Origin of the sequence: Desulfovibrio sp. 1188_IL3213 (genome assembly GCF_036763145.1) — a bacterium.
In the GTDB taxonomy this organism is placed as follows: domain Bacteria; phylum Desulfobacterota; class Desulfovibrionia; order Desulfovibrionales; family Desulfovibrionaceae; genus Desulfovibrio.
Genome location: NZ_JBAIYR010000027.1, coordinates 1 through 15,715 on the forward strand (window position 1 = coordinate 1; position 15,715 = coordinate 15,715).

A 15,715-nucleotide genomic window follows, 5' to 3' on the forward strand; every position below is an offset into this window, starting at 1 on the left:
CGCGACCTGTCTGCTGCCGGGCCGGGCCTGTACTGCGAGGCCGCCGATGGCCTGGTGGAGCACCTGCGGCGCATCAAGGAACCCTGCGAGGTGGCGGCGCTGGAAAAATCTTTTGCGCTCAACCACAAGCTGCTGCAATGGGTTGAGGGGCAGCTTGAGCCGGGGCGCACCGAAAGCCAGGTGAGCTGGCTTATTGAAAAGTTTTTTCGCGAAAACGGCGCTTCGGAACTGGCCTTTGCCAACATTGTGGCAGTGGGCTGCAATGCGGCCCTGCCCCACGCCATACCGGGTGATGAGCCTGTGGTGGACAACTGCCCGGTGCTTGTGGACATCGGCTGCCGTGTGGACAATTACTGCTCGGACCAGACCCGTACCTTCTGGGTGGGGCAGCAGCCCACAGACGCCTTCCGCCGTACCTATGACCTTGTGCGTCAGGCGCAGACCGCAGCCATAGAATCCATGCGTCCCGGCCAGCCGCTGCGCGATGCCTACGGGCATGCGCGGGCAGTGTTTGAAAAAGCCGGAACCGCCGATGCCTTTACCCACGGCCTGGGACACGGCGTGGGGCTTGAAACCCACGAGGCCCCGAGCCTTTCGCCGCGTGCCGAGGGCCTGCTTGAGCCGGGCATGGTGGTGACAGTGGAACCGGGCCTGTATTACCGCCAGTGGGGCGGGGTGCGCTGGGAATATACCGTGCTTGTGGAAGAGGACGGCGTGCGCATCCTGTAGGACGCGGGGAATTCTTGTGAGCGGTGGGCGGCTGCTTACGCAGCCGCCAGAGCAATTTCAAAGTGAAATTGCTCTGATCCAGATAAAGGTTTTGGCGGGTGGGGGGGTGGGGGAGGGACCCTTTTGCAAAAGGGTCCCTCCCCCACAAAGCATTTCAATCGGCTGCCATGCCACGCTATATCTTGCGTACCTCGGTGTACCAGGCAGCGGCCTCTTCCAGCAGTTTGCCGGTGCGGGCGGCCAGGGCCTGCGGGTCCTTGAGGTAGCCGTCCAGCAGCAGGCTGGCGTCAAAAAGGCTCTGGGTCATTTCGGCCAGCACCCTGTCATCGGTGTCAGCCTTGAACATGCGCAGCATGCTGCGCAGCAGGGGATGATCGCGGTTGACCTCCAGCACTTTGACCGGCAGGGAGTCGTCCTTCTGCATAACCTTGAGCAGTTTTTCCATGGACGAGGACAGGCCGCCGTCGGGTGATACGAGCACGGCAGGACTGTCGGCCAGGCGGTGCGAAACGCGCACATCCGTTACCTTGTCGTCAAGAATCTGTTTCATGCGGGCCAGCAGGCCGTCAAAGCTGGTCGTGTCTTCGTCCGAAAGGGGCGCGGCGGCCTCGCGGGCCGGGCTTTCCTTGTCGGTGAAGTCCTTGAGGGCGTCGTCGGCCGCGTTTTCCACGGACTTGAAGTCCCATTCCTTGTAGCGGCCAAGGCCGTCCATAACGAATTCGTCAATGGGTTCATAAAGGTAAAGAACCTCTATACCCTTCTGGCGAAAACGCTCCATATGCGGATTCAGGCGCGCGGCCTCACGGTTGGGCGCGGCCACATACCAGAAGGTCTTTTGCCCTTCGGGCGCGCGGCCCATGTATTCGTCCAGACTGGTCAGGGCTTCGGCGTCGGCCAGGGCGGAAGAATTGAAGCGCAGCAGGGCGGTGACCCGCTCGCGGTTGGCAAAGTCGTGATAGCCGAGCTTGAAGACCTTGCCGTGCAGGCGCCAGAAGGCCGCGTATTTTTCCGCGTCATTTTTTGCCAGTTTTTCAAGATGGGCGAGGGTCTGCTTGACGATGACCTGATTGATCTTGCGCAGAACCACGTTTTCCTGAAGCGTTTCGCGCGAGATGTTCAGGGGCAGGTCTTCAGTGTCCACAACACCCTTGAGAAAAGCCAGATATTCGGGGATCAGCTCTTTGTTGCGGTGCTGGATCAGCACACGGCGGGCGTAGAGGTCCAGCCCCCAGAAGTCCCGGTCCGCGCCGAAAAAGTCCTGGGCGCTGTCGGGGATGAAAAAGAGGGCGCTGAACTGCACGGGAGCGTCGACGGAAAAATGCAGCACATCCAGCGGATCTTTGCTGTCATAGGTAAGGGCCTTGTAAAAGGCCGCATACTGTTCCTGCGTGACGGAGAACCTGGGTTCGCGCCACAGGGCGGGTTGGGTGTTGACCTGTTCGCCGTCTACAAGGACAGGAAAAGGCACAAAGCCCGAATGCTTGCGGATGGCCGATTCCACCCGGAATTTTTCAAGAAATTCCACGGCATCGTCCTTGAGCCATGCCGTGATGACTGTGCCGCGTCGGGGTTCGTCGCCTTCCGCAGCCGTTACCGTGTAGGTTCCCAGGCCGTCGCTGGTCCAGGTGTGGGCGGCGCTGTCTTCGCCAAAGGCCGGGCGCGAGGTCACGGTCACTTTTTCAGCCACCATAAAGACCGAATAAAAGCCCACGCCGAAGCGCCCGATGATGTTGGCGGCATCGGCCTCGGCGTTTTGCTCTTCGTCCGCGGCATCGCCCTTGCCGTTGGCGGATTTTGCCTTGGCGGCATTTTCGGCCTCGATATCGGCCAGAAACTGCTCGGAACCGGATTTGGCTATGGTTCCCAGGTTTTCCGCCAGTTCATCCGCGGTCATGCCCAGGCCCGTATCGGCAATGGTGATGGTTTTTGCGTCTTTGTCGAGTGAAATGCGTATTTCCAGCGGCAGTTCGGGCAGACGGGGACTTTCGCCCCGATTGATGCGAAAGCGCAGTTTGTCCAGCGCGTCCGAAGCGTTGGAAATAAGTTCACGCAAAAAAATTTCCCGGTTGGTATAGAGGGAGTTGGTCAGAATATGTAAAACCTTACGCACCTCTGCACGAAACTGGCGGGGTTTCCTATCAGCCTCTGCCATGACAAACCTCCTGAAAAGCGATATCCTTGCAGGTAATACCGCTTTTTGATTTTTCAAGGGGCGTGGCGGCTGCGAGGCAAAAAAATTGCAGCCCGGTGAAGCCTTTTGCCGTTGGACAAAAAAAGCCAAAGGGCAGAAAGTCACGTTTGGCAGTATGTTATGAACGTATCAATATTCATAATCACTTGCCTTTCTTTATTGGAAATAGTAAATCGCGGTAAGGATATCCAAGGAGGGCCTAATGGACGTCGTAATGCTTTCGCGTCTGCAATTCGCTGTGGCCGTGTTTTTTCATTTTGTTTTCGTGCCTCTCACGCTGGGCCTCTCGGTAATTATTGCCTGGATGGAAACCCGCTATGTGCGGACCGGGGACGAATTCTGGAAAAAACAGACCAAATTCTGGGGAAAACTTTTTGTCATTAACTTTACCTTGGGCGTGGTGACCGGGATTACGCTGGAATTCCAGTTCGGCACCAACTGGTCAAGGTATTCTGAATATGTGGGCGACATTTTCGGCTCGCTGCTTGCCATTGAGGCCACGGTGGCCTTTTTTCTCGAGTCCACGTTTCTGGCGGTCTGGCACTTCGGCTGGAACCGTGTGGGCAAAAAGCTGCACCTTGCATCCATTTGGCTTGTGGCTATCGCGGGCAATATTTCCGCGCTCTGGATCATTCTCGCCAACGGTTTCATGCAGAATCCCGTGGGTTACTACATCAACGAAGCCAACAATCGTGCCGAACTTTCAAGCTTTTATGATGTGGTCACCAATCCTTACGCCTGGGGCATGTACGCGCATACCGTCATAGCCTCGTGGGCGCTCGGCGGCTTCTTTGTGCTGGGCGTTTCGGCCTGGCATCTGCTGCGCAAGAGCAATACCGAATTTTTCAGCCGCTCTTTCAGGATGGTGGCGCCCTTTACCCTGATCTTTGTGCTGCTGCTGGCCCTTTCGGGCGACCAGCAGGGAAAGACTGTGGCAAAGTACCAGCCGGCCAAGCTGGCCGCCATGGAAGCGCACTGGGAAACACAGTCCAATGTGCCTTTCTATCTGCTGGTGTGGCCTGACCCGGAAAACGAAACCAATACCGTGCAGGCCATCGGCATTCCCGGTCTGCTGAGCTGGATCGCCTTTGACAACGTAAACGCCGAAGTAAAGGGCCTCAAGGCTTTTGCCAAGGAAGACCGGCCTCCGGTAATGCCCGTATTTCTGACATTCCGCACGATGGTGGCCCTGGCGGGCATATTCCTGGTGCTTTCGGCGTGGGCGTTTTTTCAGCGCAAGAAGGAAAATCCCAACCCGCTGCTGCTCAGGCTGCTGGTGTACAACATTCCCCTGCCCTACATCGGCCTGATGGTGGGCTGGGCCGTTACCGAAATCGGGCGCCAGCCCTGGATAGTCTATAATCTCATGCGCACCACAGATGCCGTTTCTCCCATACCGGCCGACAATGTGGTCATTTCGCTGGCGGCTTTTATCGGCGTATACTCGCTGCTCGGCATTCTGGACATCTATCTGCTGCGCAAATTTGCCATCAAGGGCCCGGACGCCCAGGAGGTGTAGCCATGCTGGAAACAACCTGGTTTGTGCTGTGGGCATTGTTGTGGGCCGTATACTTTATTCTGGACGGTTTTGACCTGGGCATGGGGTCTTTGTTGCCCTTTCTGGGTAAAGACGAAAACGAGCGCCGCATCATGTACAATGCCGCCGGGCCGTTCTGGGACGGCAATGAAGTGTGGCTTATTGCCGCCGGCGGCGTGACCTTTGCGGCGTTTCCCAAGGCGTATGCGGTCATGTTCAGCGCACTGTACGCGCCGCTGCTGCTTTTGCTCTTCGCCCTGATCTTCCGGGCGGTGTCTTTCGAGTTTCGCAGCAAGGTGGAGCACACCGCGTGGCGCAGCCTGTGGGACGGCGTGCACTTTGTCGCCAACCTCGTACCCTGCATCCTGCTGGGTGTGGCCTTTGCCAACCTGTTCATGGGCATTCCCGTGGACGCTCAGGGCGTGTACCACGGCAATCTTCTGGGGCTGCTCAATGTGTACGGTCTGGCGGGCGGAGTGTTTTTCCTCTGCATGTTCGTGCTGCACGGGGCCTTGTGGCTGTCCATAAAAAGCCGGGGCGAACTGCAGATCCGCGCGGTGGCGACGGCCAGCTTTGTGTGGCCCATCATGCTGGTGCTGCTGGTGGCCTTTCTTATCCTTACGGCGTTTTACACCAAGCTGTATGATAACTACCTGGCTATGCCCGCGCTGCTTGTCCTGCCGCTGGTGGCCCTTGCGGGCCTGATCGGCGCGCGCATCATGCTGCATGCGGGCAAGTTGTGGATGGCCTGGGGCTTCAGCGCCCTCTTCATTCTGGGCGTCACCTTCTTCGGCGTTATGGGCATGTATCCGGGCATGATCATTTCCTCCATTGACCCGGCCGCCACTGTAACGGCCTTTAACGGCGCTTCAAGCCAGCTTACGCTCAAGATCATGCTGGGCGTGGCGCTTGTGATGGTTCCCATCGTGCTGCTGTACCAGTTCTGGATGTACCGGCTGTTCTCCGCGCCGGTGCTGCCCAAGGATCTGGACGATGATCACGCCTATTAGAGCAGATTAACTTTGAGAATATACATTCTCAAAGTTTAAGGCACGCTCACTTCGGCGTTTAACCGCGCAGATAAACTGCGCTTACGCCTCCGTAGCGAACGTCTGCTCACGCAGCCGTCCGAGCAATTTAAAAGTTAAATTGCTCTAAGGCCGCTGCGCTGGAAACCGCCGCGGCGGCATCCGACGATTGAAACAAGGCCGCGCCCTTTGGGGCGCGGCCTTGTGCATTATAAAGAAAAAGAGGAAGGTTGGAACATGAGTATTTTGAAATGCTTTGTGGCCTTGATGGTTCAATCCAGCAGGTACGAACCGTTCCTTGCTCGCTGAGATGCCGGACTGAACCCCGGAAAATGGGAGCGCATGGGACGCAAAAGGCATGAGTGAGGAACGGTGTTGGCGGAGGAAATATGAAGAAGACAGCAATGACCTTGTGGCGTCGGATGCAGTCAGGACGGGCCGGGAAAGAATCCGGCTCTGTGACGGCAGTAAAGGCAAGAACCGGGAGATTGTGGCCGGCACTGGCCCTGTGTCTTGCCCTTGCCCTCTGCCTTGGCGCTTGCGCGCCGCGCGAACATCGGCCTCTGACATTTGAAGAACAGCAGGACCTTGAAGCCTACAGGCAGTGCAAACGCGAAGCCACATCGATGAATCCTGAATGGCGGGGCGACACGAGCTACTTTCCGTGGCGGGCCTACTTTGACATGTGCATGCGGCGTATGGGCGTGAGCAATGAGCGGATGCGGCATATGCGCATCTGGATATAGCGTGTTTCCGGCCTGTCATTCTGCCCGAAAATCGAGTTCGGCTGAATAAAGAGCAAGTCTGCACTCTCGCGTAACGTCAGGGCATGTGAGTTTTTTTCAAAGATCACAGGCCCTGATTATGCAAAGGTTTTAGGGGGAGGGGGCGTGGGGGAGGAGACCCTTTTTCAAAAGGGTCCCTCCCTCACAAACTATTTCAACCCATTCAACCTTCTCAGCCTTAGAGCAGATTAACTTTGAAAATGTACATTCTCAAAGTTTAAAACACGCTCGCTTCGGCGTTTAACCGCGCAAATAAATTGCGCTTACGCCTTCGCGGCGGGCGTCTGCTCGCGCAGCCGCCAGAGCAATTTCAAAGTGAAATTGCTCTAGTCATCGCCCACCTTGAGGGCCGCCAGAAATGCCTCCTGCGGCAGTTCCACGTTGCCCATGCGCTTCATGCGGCGTTTGCCTTCTTTCTGCTTTTCCAGCAGTTTGCGCTTACGGCTGATGTCGCCGCCGTAGCATTTGGCGGTCACGTCCTTGCGGAAGGCAGAGACAGTTTCGCGGGCAATGATTTTCTGGCCGATGGCCGCCTGAATGGCGACCTGGAAAAGCTGACGCGGGATGGTGCGCTTGAGCTTGAGGGCCAGCCCCCGGCCGTAGGTATAGGCGCGGTCGCGGTGTACAATGACGGCCAGGGCGTCAACGGGTTCGCCGTTGAGCATGATGTCCAGACGCACCAGATCTGAAGCGCGGTAGTCCAGCGGATGATAATCCATAGAAGCGTATCCGCGTGTGGCGGACTTGAGCCGGTCAAAGAAATCATAAACAATTTCGGCAAAGGGCAGTTCGTAGGTAACCACCACGCGATTGGCTGCAAGATAGTGCAGGTTTTTTTGCGTGCCGCGCTTTTCTTCGCAAAGCTTCATGACGTTGCCCACGTATTCGTTGGGCACATGAATATCCATGCTCACGTACGGCTCGTAAAGAGTATCTATTTTGGTGGGGTCGGGCAGGTGGCTGGGGTTGTCGATCTCCAGCGTTTTGCCGTCCATTGTTTCCACTTTGTAGACCACGGAAGGCGCGGTGGCGATAAGCCCCACCTCAAATTCACGTTCCAGGCGCTCCTGAATGATTTCCATATGCAGGAGGCCCAGAAAGCCGCAACGGAAGCCAAAGCCAAGAGCCTGCGATGTTTCCGGCTCGTAGGAAAAGGCGGCGTCGTTGAGCTGAAGTTTTTCCAGAGCAGCCTTGAGGTTTTCATAATCATCAGATTCAGTGGGATAAAGCCCACAGAAAACCATGGCCTTCACTTCCTTGAAGCCGGGAACTGCCGTATCGGCCGGGCGGTTGGCATGGGTGATGGTGTCGCCCACGCGGGCATCGCCCAGCTCCTTGATGGAGCCGCAGAGAAAACCCACTTCTCCGGCGAAAAGCTCTTTAACGTCGGTCGGCTCCGGTGAAAAAACGCCCAGGCGCAGCACTTCGTATTCCTTGTCGGTGCTCATGAGGCGCACGGTGTCGCCCTTGCGCACGCTGCCGTCCATAATGCGGAAAAGCACCACAACACCCTGGTAGCTGTCATACCAGGAGTCAAAAATAAGCGCCTTGAGCGGAGCCGCCCTGTCCCCTTTGGGGGCAGGCAGGTGGTGCACGATGGCTTCCAGCACGGCGTCCACGCCCATGCCTGTTTTGGCGGATACGGGGAGAGCCTGGGAGCAGTCAAGGCCGATGCTTTCTTCAATTTCAGCCTTGACGCGCTCAACCTCGGCACTGGGCAGGTCGATCTTGTTGAGCACGGGGATGACTTCGTGATCGTGATCCAGAGCCAGATAAACGTTTGCCAGTGTCTGTGCTTCCACGCCCTGGGTAGCGTCCACCACAAGAAGCGCGCCTTCGCAGGCAGCCAGCGAGCGCGAGACTTCATAATTGAAGTCCACGTGGCCGGGAGTGTCGATGAGATTCAGCTCATATTCCTGACCATCGGCGGCGATATAGGGAATGCGCACGGTCTGGGCCTTGATGGTGATGCCGCGTTCGCGCTCAAGGTCCATTCTGTCAAGATATTGCTGCCGTGCGTCACGCTGGCTAACCACCTGGGTAAGCTCAAGAATGCGGTCGGCCAGGGTTGATTTGCCGTGGTCGATATGGGCAATAATGCAGAAATTGCGTATATTTTCTTGCTTTACCATGTGTTTTCCTGCGTAAAATCTGGTTGCGTAGCAGCATTGTATAGCTAAGATTTGTCATGAAGTCCATGCAAAGGCCAGTGGTTTCCCGGCGTGCCACTCAGGGACAAGGGAACAGCGATGGCCCTTGCGGGGCTGCTGTGGTCCGCGTTTGCACCCACGGTCCGGCCTGTTACGGTGTTCTGTAGCCACGTTTTGCTGTGGGTGTGGGGATTGCTTGATGGGCGCGGTTGCGGAAAAACCGTTGCCGCTGAGAGGGCTGAAGCGGTGGAGAGTTGTTGTCGCCGGTAATGTTGCCGCGGCGCTCCTCCGTTGCTTGAGGTCACGGAACGTATACCTGGGCTGGCAGCGCAGCGCTGGGGACGACGGTAGGCGCAGGGGCGTGCGTGTTGGCCTGTTCCCGCGTCAAAGGGGCCGCGTAAGGTATAAAAAATAAAAAAAGGCCGCGTGGCGCTTGCGCACCTCGCGGCCTTGTAGACTGAACAATAGAGCATGTAACACTTGAAATGCTCACTTGAGGCAGGCAAAGCCTGCCTGCTCGCATTTCGGGGCAAGAATTTTTCTGAAAATCCTTGCAGAGCAGTTAACTTATTTCATTCGTAAACTGTTCTAGAGCAATTTCACTTTGAAATTGCTCTAGCGGCTACGTGAGCAGTCGCCCGCCGCAAAGATGCAAGCGCAATTTACTTGCGCGGTTAAGCATCGAAGCGAGCGTGACTTAAACTTTGAGAATGTACATTCTCAAAATTAATCTGCTCTAGTGGTCAGCGCAGTTGGGCCATTTGCAGGCGGATCAAAGCCCGGTGCAAGGCCGCTTCGGCGCGGGCTACATCGGTCTGCTCGACATGGTCGGCAATGCGCCTTTCAGCGCGTTCCTTGGCGGCCATGGCTCTTGCGGTGTCTATATCCTGCGCCATTTCGGCGGATTCGGCCAGCACGGTGAGCACATCATTATTTACGTCGGCAAAGCCGCCGGAGATAAAAACATGCCCTTCCTTGCCGTCCGGCGTCTTGTAACGCAGGCCACCAGTCTTGAGAGCGGAGAGCAGGGAGACGTGCTTGGGCAGCACGCCGAATTCGCCTTCAATTCCGGGGCAGACGGCCATTTCAACTTCGCCGCTGACTACGGTTTTGTCCGGCGTCACCACTTCCAGTTGCAGTGTGCCCATAGGTACTCCTTCGCTCCTGTATGCCAGCTATGGCTGTCATGCGGCCTTGCCGCGTGGCCGGCCGCATGACAGGCGTTGCGGTCAACGCTCTTAGTTTTCTTCCTGCAGCTTGCGCTGCTCGTACTTGGCCACGGCCTGTTCGATACCGCCCAGCATGTAGAAGTCGCCTTCCGCCATGTGGTCATAGGCGCCGTCCAGAATGCCCTTGAAGCCCTTGATGGTGTCTTCAAGGTTCACGTACTGGCCGGGGGTGCCGGTAAAGGTTTCGGCCACGTGGAAGGGCTGGGACAGGAAGCGCTGGATGCGGCGCGCGCGCGCCACGGTGAGCTTGTCTTCGTCCGACAGTTCGTCCATGCCGAGAATGGCGATGATGTCCTGCAGTTCTTTGTACTTCTGCAGCACCATCTGCACACGCCGGGCCACCGCGTAGTGTTCTTCGCCAACCACGTCGGGGGCGAGAATGCGCGAGGTGGAGTCCAGCGGGTCCACGGCAGGGTAGATGCCCAGTTCCGCGATCTGACGGGAAAGCACGAGCGTTCCATCAAGGTGCGAGAACGTGGTGGCCGGGGCCGGGTCAGTCAAGTCGTCAGCGGGCACGTAAACGGCCTGCACGGACGTGATGGAGCCGGTATTGGTAGACGTGATGCGTTCCTGCAGCGAACCGAGGTCCGTGCCGAGGGTGGGCTGGTAGCCCACGGCCGAAGGCATGCGGCCCAGAAGGGCGGACACTTCGGAACCGGCCTGGGTAAAGCGGAATATGTTGTCGATGAAGAGGAGCACGTCCTGGTGCTCTTCATCACGGAAGTATTCCGCGCAGGCCAGAGCGGTAAGGGCCACGCGCGCGCGCGCTCCCGGAGGCTCGTTCATCTGCCCGTACACAAGGGTGGCGCGTTCCAGAACGCCCGCATCCTTGAGTTCGTGATAAAGGTCATTGCCTTCACGGGTGCGTTCGCCCACGCCCGCGAAAACCGAAGAGCCGCCGTGCTGCTTGGCGATGTTGTTGATCATCTCCATCAGAATAACGGTCTTGCCCACGCCGGCGCCGCCGAAGAGGCCCATCTTGCCGCCCTTGGGGAAGGGAACAAGCAGGTCCACGACCTTGATGCCGGTTTCCAGCAGTTCGACCTTGGTGTTCTGGTCGGTAAAGGCCGGAGCCGGGCGGTGAATGGGATAGTATTTTTCAGCGTTAATGGGTCCCAGTTCGTCCACGGGGCGGCCGATAACGTTGAGAATACGGCCCACGGAGGGTTTGCCCACAGGCACCATGATGGGCTGGCCGGTATCAACCGCGTCCATGCCGCGCACCAGACCTTCGGTGGCGTCCATTGCGATGGTGCGTACAACGTTGTCGCCCAGGTGCTGTGCCACTTCACAGATCAGTTCCGGGGCGTCGGTGTTGTTCGGGTTTTTGATCTCCAGGGCGGTGAAGATATTCGGCAGGTTGCCGTCGCTGAACTCAACGTCCACGACAGCGCCGATAACCTGGACGATTTTACCGATGTTTTTGCTCATTAGTTGGCTCCTTAACCCTTCAGCGCTTCAGCGCCGCCGACGATGTCGATGAGTTCGCTGGTGATGGAAGCCTGCCGCGTCTTGTTATAGAGCAGGGTCAGCATGTTGATCATTTCGTTACAGTTACGCGTGGCGTTGTCCATGGCAGCCATGCGGGCCGCATGTTCGCTGGCCGAAGTGTCCAGCATGCCTCGGTAGACCTGTACCTTGACGTAGCGGGGCAGAAGCTCCGCCAACAGCTTTTCTTCCTGCGGTTCATATACGTATTCGCAGCGCGGTTCTCCGGCTTCTTCGGCGATTTCCTCAGCCTCAGGCGTTTTGAGGGGCAAAAGGCAGAGGCTGCGCGGGGGCTGCTGCCCCATGGACACAAACTCGCCGTAGATCAGCCACACTTCGTCAAGGGCAAACGTTTCGTAGCCATGAATGACTTCCTTGGCTATGGAGTTCGCCAGGGCAAAATCTATGCTGCCCATGCGGTCAGCGTAGGCTTGCGTGATCTTGTAGCCGCACGACTTCGCGGCGTCGCGGCCTTTTTTGCCCATGCAGACAAAGCTTACCTCAAGACCTTCCGCGGTTTTCTCCCGGGCCAGCTTGAGCGCAGCGGCAATAATATTGCCGTTGAAGCTCCCGCAAAGGCCGCGGTCCGAGGTCACCAGCACAATGGCGCAATGCTTCTTTTCCTCATGCTCGGCCAGCAGGGGGTGGGCTGTGCCCTCCACCTTGCTCGACAGTTCGGCGAGCACGTCGCGGTATTTGGCCGCGTACGGTCTGAAGCGCTCGATGCGGGCCTGGGCGCCGCGCAGTTTCGCCGAGGCCACCATGTTCATGGCCTTGGTGATCTGCTTGGTCTTACCGACCCCCACGATCTTCATTTTTACGTCTTTGAGTGAAGGCATGCTTTTCTCCCGGATATTGGGGGCCCCTAGGCCGTCCAGCCCTGCTTGAAGGCGGCAATAGCCTCGGTAAGCGCTTTTTCCACAGCCTCGTCAATGACTTTCTTTTCTTTAATGGCGTCCAGCACGTCCTTCCTGGTGTCGCGCAGGAAGGTAAGCAGGGCGGCTTCAAAACGGCGGATGTCTTCCACCGGTACGTCATCCATGTGGCCGCGGGTGGCGGCGTAGATGGAGGCGACCTGTTCATTGGAAGGCATGGGCTGGTACTGGGGCTGCTTGAGCAGTTCCACCAGACGCGCGCCACGGTCGAGCTTGGCTTTGGTACCCTTGTCGAGGTCCGAACCGAACTGGGCAAAGGCCGCCAGTTCACGGTACTGGGCAAGGTCCAGACGCATGGTGCCCGCCACCTGCTTCATGGCCTTGATCTGGGCCGCGCCGCCAACGCGGGACACGGAAAGGCCCACGTTAATGGCCGGACGCACACCGGCGTTGAAGAGGTTGGGCTCAAGGTACACCTGACCGTCAGTGATGGAGATCACGTTGGTGGGGATGTACGCGGACACGTCGCCTGCCTGGGTTTCAATGATGGGCAGAGCCGTCAGGGAACCCGCGCCCAGGCTGTCGTTTACCTTGGCCGCGCGTTCGAGCAGGCGCGAGTGCAGGTAAAAGACGTCGCCGGGGAAGGCTTCACGTCCCGGAGGACGGCGGAGCAGCAGCGACATCTGGCGATAAGCCACGGCCTGCTTGGAAAGGTCATCATAAATGATGAGGGCGTGCTTGCCGCTGTCGCGGTAGTATTCCGCCATGGTGCAGCCCGTGTAGGCCGAGATGTACTGCAGCGGCGCGGGATCGGACGCGGTGGCGGAAATGATGGTGGTGTACTCGAGCGCGCCGTAGCGACGCAGCGTATCGGCCACCAGGGCCACCGAAGATTTCTTCTGGCCGATAGCCACGTAGAAGCAGTGGATGCCCGTTTCTTTCTGCGCCAGGATGGCGTCAATACAAACGGCGGTTTTGCCGGTCTGGCGGTCGCCGATGATCAGTTCGCGCTGACCGCGGCCAATAGGTGTCATGGCGTCAATGGCTTTCAGGCCCGTGGGCATGGGCTCATGCACGCTTTTGCGGGCAATGATGCCGGGAGCCTTGATTTCCACCGGGCGCACTTCTGCGGCATCGATGGGGCCGAGGCCGTCGATGGGCTCACCCAGGGGGTTGAGCACACGGCCCATAACGCCGTCGCCAACAGGCACGGAGAAGATCTTGCCGGTACGCTTGACCGGGTCGCCTTCTTTAATGCCCACATCCGAACCGAGCAGAGCGACACCCACGTTGTCCTCTTCAAGGTTGAGCACCATGCCCATGATACCGCCGGGGAATTCCAGCAGTTCCATCGACATGGCGTTCTGCACGCCGTAGACGCGGGCGATGCCGTCACCGACATAAAGCACTGTGCCGGTTTCGCTCATTTCTACGCGCTGCTCGTAGTTCTGGATTTGATCCTCAATGATCTTGCTTATCTCTTCCGCTTTGATCTGCATGTGCTATTCACCCCTCTTGAAAGTCTCCCGAAGGATACCCAATTGCGCGCGCAGACTTGCGTCCAGCACCCGGTCACCCATTTTGAGCACCATCCCCCCCAGTATGTCTTTGTCGACGGCAAAGGTAAGCTCAAGGGCTGTGCCGGTTTTCTTTTCCAGCGCTTCTTTGAGTTTGGCCTTTTTGTCGGCAGAAAGTTTTACTGCGGTGACGAGTTCGCCCCGGACAATGCCCTTGGCTTCGTCAAGCAGCTTGCCATACCAGGCGGAAATTTCGCGCAGAAAGGCGAGCCTTTCTTTGTCTGCCAGCAAAAAGCAGAAGCTGCGCATCGTCTGGTCGGCCTTGAGCTTGCCCAGCAGTTTGTCAAGAACCGCCTTTTTTTCTTCCACGCCGATCACGGGACTTTTAAGGGTCATGTCAAGTCCGGGCGCGGCGGCAAGCGCTTCGCCGAGAGCGGCAAGGCATTCACCGCGCGAGCTCAGGGCGTTGTCCCCATCCTTCTTGCCCAACGCAAAGATGGCGTTGGCGTACCTGCGTGCAACCACGGTGTCGATCAATGGAGCACCACCTTTTTAAGGGAGTTGGCGATAAGCGTGTCGTGGGCCTCGGCATTGAGCTTTCCGCTCAGGGCCTTTTCGGCGGCGTCCACGATTTCGTCGGCAATGACGGCGCGCACTTCGGCAAGTACCGTGCGGCCTTCATTTTCAGCGGTCATGCGCGCCTGCTCCACAATTTGCGCCGCCTGACGGTGCGCCTCTTCCACAATGCCCGCTTTCAGGTTTTCGGCCTGTTTGCGGCTTTCGGCCAGAATGGCTTCGCGCTCTTCGTTGAGGCGGGCAATGCGCGACTCAACAGCGGCCAACTGTTCCTTGGCCCTGGCGCGACGTTCTTCCAGGCTGTCCAGTGCTCCTCCGATGGTCTCGCGGCGATTCCTGAAGAAGCGCTTGGCAAGCCCGCCGACAAAGTACCAGAGGATGCCCGCAAAGATCACGAAGTTGAGCACGCGCCAGCCGAAGTCGCCCCAGCGCGGCGCCTCATGCCCTTCGGAAGCGAGCGCTCCCACAGGTATGAGAACAATCGCGGCAAAGGCTAGAACGAGCGGCAGGATATAACCCGCGTGTTTCCATTTGCTCAAAGCCCACCCCCTCTGTTCGAGAATATGCAATAGCGTAGACTGTGCCTAAAGAAACCGAATCGCCCGGGGGCGTTCGGCAGGTACCGAAAAAAGCGCGAAAAACTAGCCCTTGATGAGCTTTGCGGCCAGGCGCGAAGAAAAGTCGCTCACCTGATTGCGCAGATCGTCAAGGGTCTTGGCGGCCTGTTCCCGCAATGCTTCGCGGGTTTCGGCAATAATGTCGCGGGCGTTTTTCTGGGCTTCGCCCACAAGGGCCTGCTGCTGCTCCAGCCCTGCGGCGCGGCCTTCCTCACGGGTAAGGCCGGCGTCCTGGCGGGCGCGGGTCAGTTCAGCCTCGTAGGCGGTCAGGCGTTCAGCCGCCTGATACTCAAAGGACTCGGCCTCTTCGGCCATGCCGTCCATGATGCCGTTGCGCTTTTTGATGATATCGCGGATGGGGCGGATAAGGAGGATGTTGAGCACATAGATGGCGATCAGAAAGTTCACCAGCTGAAAGGCCATTGTGATGTTAAGGTCCAGCATGCCGCATCCTCCCGAATGATGACGGATTGAAGGAATGAAAAAAACATTAAGCCCTTGCAACATATCTGCTTGGGCATGTTCTGTCAAAGGGTATTGGTGACAAATTTCGCAAACTCCAGAATTTTTTTTAAAATATATATAAAATACAGCGTGTTAAAAAACAGGTCATTATGGCCCATTGGGGCGTTTGCGCGTGTGGGCAGGGCGGCAGGCCACAGGCCGCAGGGGCGGGTGAGCCAGCAGATGACGCCCGGAAAGGCGCATTTCACTGTTCAGGCGCATGGCTGCTCATGAAAGAAAACACTTGCGGTAAATAGCGATATAAATCAAACTGATTGGTTGATCAGACAAGTATCCATTGCCCCTGGCGGAATCCTTGTGCCCCGAGCCAGTCCGCAGCCTCATCGGCCGCGCCATGCGCCGTGAGCGCGTTAACAGCCTGTTCAGGCCTGCGCGAGGTCAGTGACAATGGATTAACAGCTAAAACAGAGCCTGTTCAGGTCTGCGAGAGGTCAGTGGCAGAGGAGGTGGACAGGAAGAGACCTGGAG

Annotated in this window: 13 protein-coding genes; 4 read left to right on the plus strand and 9 right to left on the minus strand. The window is 57.8% G+C overall.

Going from position 1 to position 15,715, the window contains the following annotated elements; all coding sequences use genetic code 11:
* On the plus strand, positions 1-729 hold a 729-nt coding region (locus V6C16_RS03010; RefSeq protein WP_333542763.1), incomplete at its 5' end, for a M24 family metallopeptidase.
* Positions 730-904: 175 nt separating this feature from the next.
* Here the strand turns inward: V6C16_RS03010 and htpG are convergent.
* Positions 905-2,881: a molecular chaperone HtpG gene (gene htpG / locus V6C16_RS03015; protein ID WP_333535307.1), complete on the minus strand. Its 1,977-nt coding sequence runs from the start codon at positions 2,879-2,881 to the stop codon at positions 905-907.
* A gap of 241 nt (positions 2,882-3,122) precedes the next feature.
* Here htpG and V6C16_RS03020 point away from each other — a divergent pair, with 241 nt between their 5' ends.
* The 3 genes from V6C16_RS03020 to V6C16_RS03030 all read left to right on the plus strand — a co-directional run bounded on the left by V6C16_RS03020 (position 3,123) and on the right by V6C16_RS03030 (position 6,231).
* On the plus strand, positions 3,123-4,439 hold the full coding sequence (locus V6C16_RS03020; RefSeq protein ID WP_333535308.1) for a cytochrome ubiquinol oxidase subunit I: 1,317 nt from the start codon (positions 3,123-3,125) through the stop codon (positions 4,437-4,439).
* Between the two features lie 2 nt (positions 4,440-4,441).
* Positions 4,442-5,467, plus strand: a complete 1,026-nt coding sequence (gene cydB / locus V6C16_RS03025; protein WP_333535309.1) for a cytochrome d ubiquinol oxidase subunit II — start codon at positions 4,442-4,444, stop codon at positions 5,465-5,467.
* Between the two features lie 407 nt (positions 5,468-5,874).
* Positions 5,875-6,231, plus strand: a complete 357-nt coding sequence (locus V6C16_RS03030; RefSeq protein ID WP_333535310.1) for a hypothetical protein — start codon at positions 5,875-5,877, stop codon at positions 6,229-6,231.
* Between the two features lie 365 nt (positions 6,232-6,596).
* Here the strand turns inward: V6C16_RS03030 and lepA are convergent, their stop codons facing one another.
* The 8 genes from lepA to V6C16_RS03070 form a co-directional block, all read right to left on the minus strand.
* Positions 6,597-8,402 (minus strand): translation elongation factor 4, encoded by a 1,806-nt coding sequence (lepA, locus tag V6C16_RS03035; protein WP_333535311.1) that lies wholly within the window; start codon positions 8,400-8,402, stop codon positions 6,597-6,599.
* Positions 8,403-9,163: 761 nt separating this feature from the next.
* Entirely contained in the window at positions 9,164-9,568 is a 405-nt protein-coding gene (locus tag V6C16_RS03040) for a F0F1 ATP synthase subunit epsilon (RefSeq protein WP_333535312.1), read from the minus strand.
* Between the two features lie 90 nt (positions 9,569-9,658).
* Complete coding sequence (atpD, locus tag V6C16_RS03045; RefSeq protein ID WP_333535313.1) at positions 9,659-11,080, minus strand: F0F1 ATP synthase subunit beta; 1,422 nt, start codon at positions 11,078-11,080, stop codon at positions 9,659-9,661.
* Between the two features lie 11 nt (positions 11,081-11,091).
* Positions 11,092-11,976: a F0F1 ATP synthase subunit gamma gene (locus V6C16_RS03050; protein WP_333535314.1), complete on the minus strand. Its 885-nt coding sequence runs from the start codon at positions 11,974-11,976 to the stop codon at positions 11,092-11,094.
* A 26-nt stretch (positions 11,977-12,002) separates the two neighbouring features.
* The gene (gene atpA, locus V6C16_RS03055) at positions 12,003-13,511 is read right to left on the minus strand and encodes a F0F1 ATP synthase subunit alpha (protein WP_333535315.1); all 1,509 of its coding nucleotides are present in this window, start codon (positions 13,509-13,511) and stop codon (positions 12,003-12,005) included.
* A gap of 3 nt (positions 13,512-13,514) precedes the next feature.
* Positions 13,515-14,066 carry an ATP synthase F1 subunit delta gene (gene atpH / locus V6C16_RS03060; protein ID WP_333535316.1) on the minus strand — a complete coding sequence of 184 codons (552 nt, stop codon included), beginning with the start codon at positions 14,064-14,066 and terminating at the stop codon, positions 13,515-13,517.
* Entirely contained in the window at positions 14,063-14,644 is a 582-nt protein-coding gene (locus V6C16_RS03065; protein ID WP_333535317.1) for an ATP synthase F0 subunit B, read from the minus strand. Before V6C16_RS03065 ends, atpH begins: the two co-directional genes overlap by 4 nt.
* A gap of 102 nt (positions 14,645-14,746) precedes the next feature.
* Positions 14,747-15,166, minus strand: a complete 420-nt coding sequence (locus tag V6C16_RS03070; RefSeq protein ID WP_333535318.1) for an ATP synthase F0 subunit B — start codon at positions 15,164-15,166, stop codon at positions 14,747-14,749.
* Positions 15,167-15,715: the final 549 nt, after the last annotated feature.

Excerpts from the sequence above, each read along its gene's own strand:
- htpG (WP_333535307.1), bottom strand. The coding sequence starts at position 2,881 with ATGGCAGAGGCTGATAGGAAACCCCGCCAGTTTCGTGCAGAGGTGCGT.
- V6C16_RS03020 (WP_333535308.1), top strand. The coding sequence starts at position 3,123 with ATGGACGTCGTAATGCTTTCGCGTCTGCAATTCGCTGTGGCCGTGTTT.
- cydB (WP_333535309.1), top strand. The coding sequence starts at position 4,442 with ATGCTGGAAACAACCTGGTTTGTGCTGTGGGCATTGTTGTGGGCCGTA.
- V6C16_RS03030 (WP_333535310.1), top strand. The coding sequence starts at position 5,875 with ATGAAGAAGACAGCAATGACCTTGTGGCGTCGGATGCAGTCAGGACGG.
- lepA (WP_333535311.1), bottom strand. The coding sequence starts at position 8,402 with ATGGTAAAGCAAGAAAATATACGCAATTTCTGCATTATTGCCCATATC.
- V6C16_RS03040 (WP_333535312.1), bottom strand. The coding sequence starts at position 9,568 with ATGGGCACACTGCAACTGGAAGTGGTGACGCCGGACAAAACCGTAGTC.
- atpD (WP_333535313.1), bottom strand. The coding sequence starts at position 11,080 with ATGAGCAAAAACATCGGTAAAATCGTCCAGGTTATCGGCGCTGTCGTG.
- V6C16_RS03050 (WP_333535314.1), bottom strand. The coding sequence starts at position 11,976 with ATGCCTTCACTCAAAGACGTAAAAATGAAGATCGTGGGGGTCGGTAAG.
- atpA (WP_333535315.1), bottom strand. The coding sequence starts at position 13,511 with ATGCAGATCAAAGCGGAAGAGATAAGCAAGATCATTGAGGATCAAATC.
- V6C16_RS03070 (WP_333535318.1), bottom strand. The coding sequence starts at position 15,166 with ATGCTGGACCTTAACATCACAATGGCCTTTCAGCTGGTGAACTTTCTG.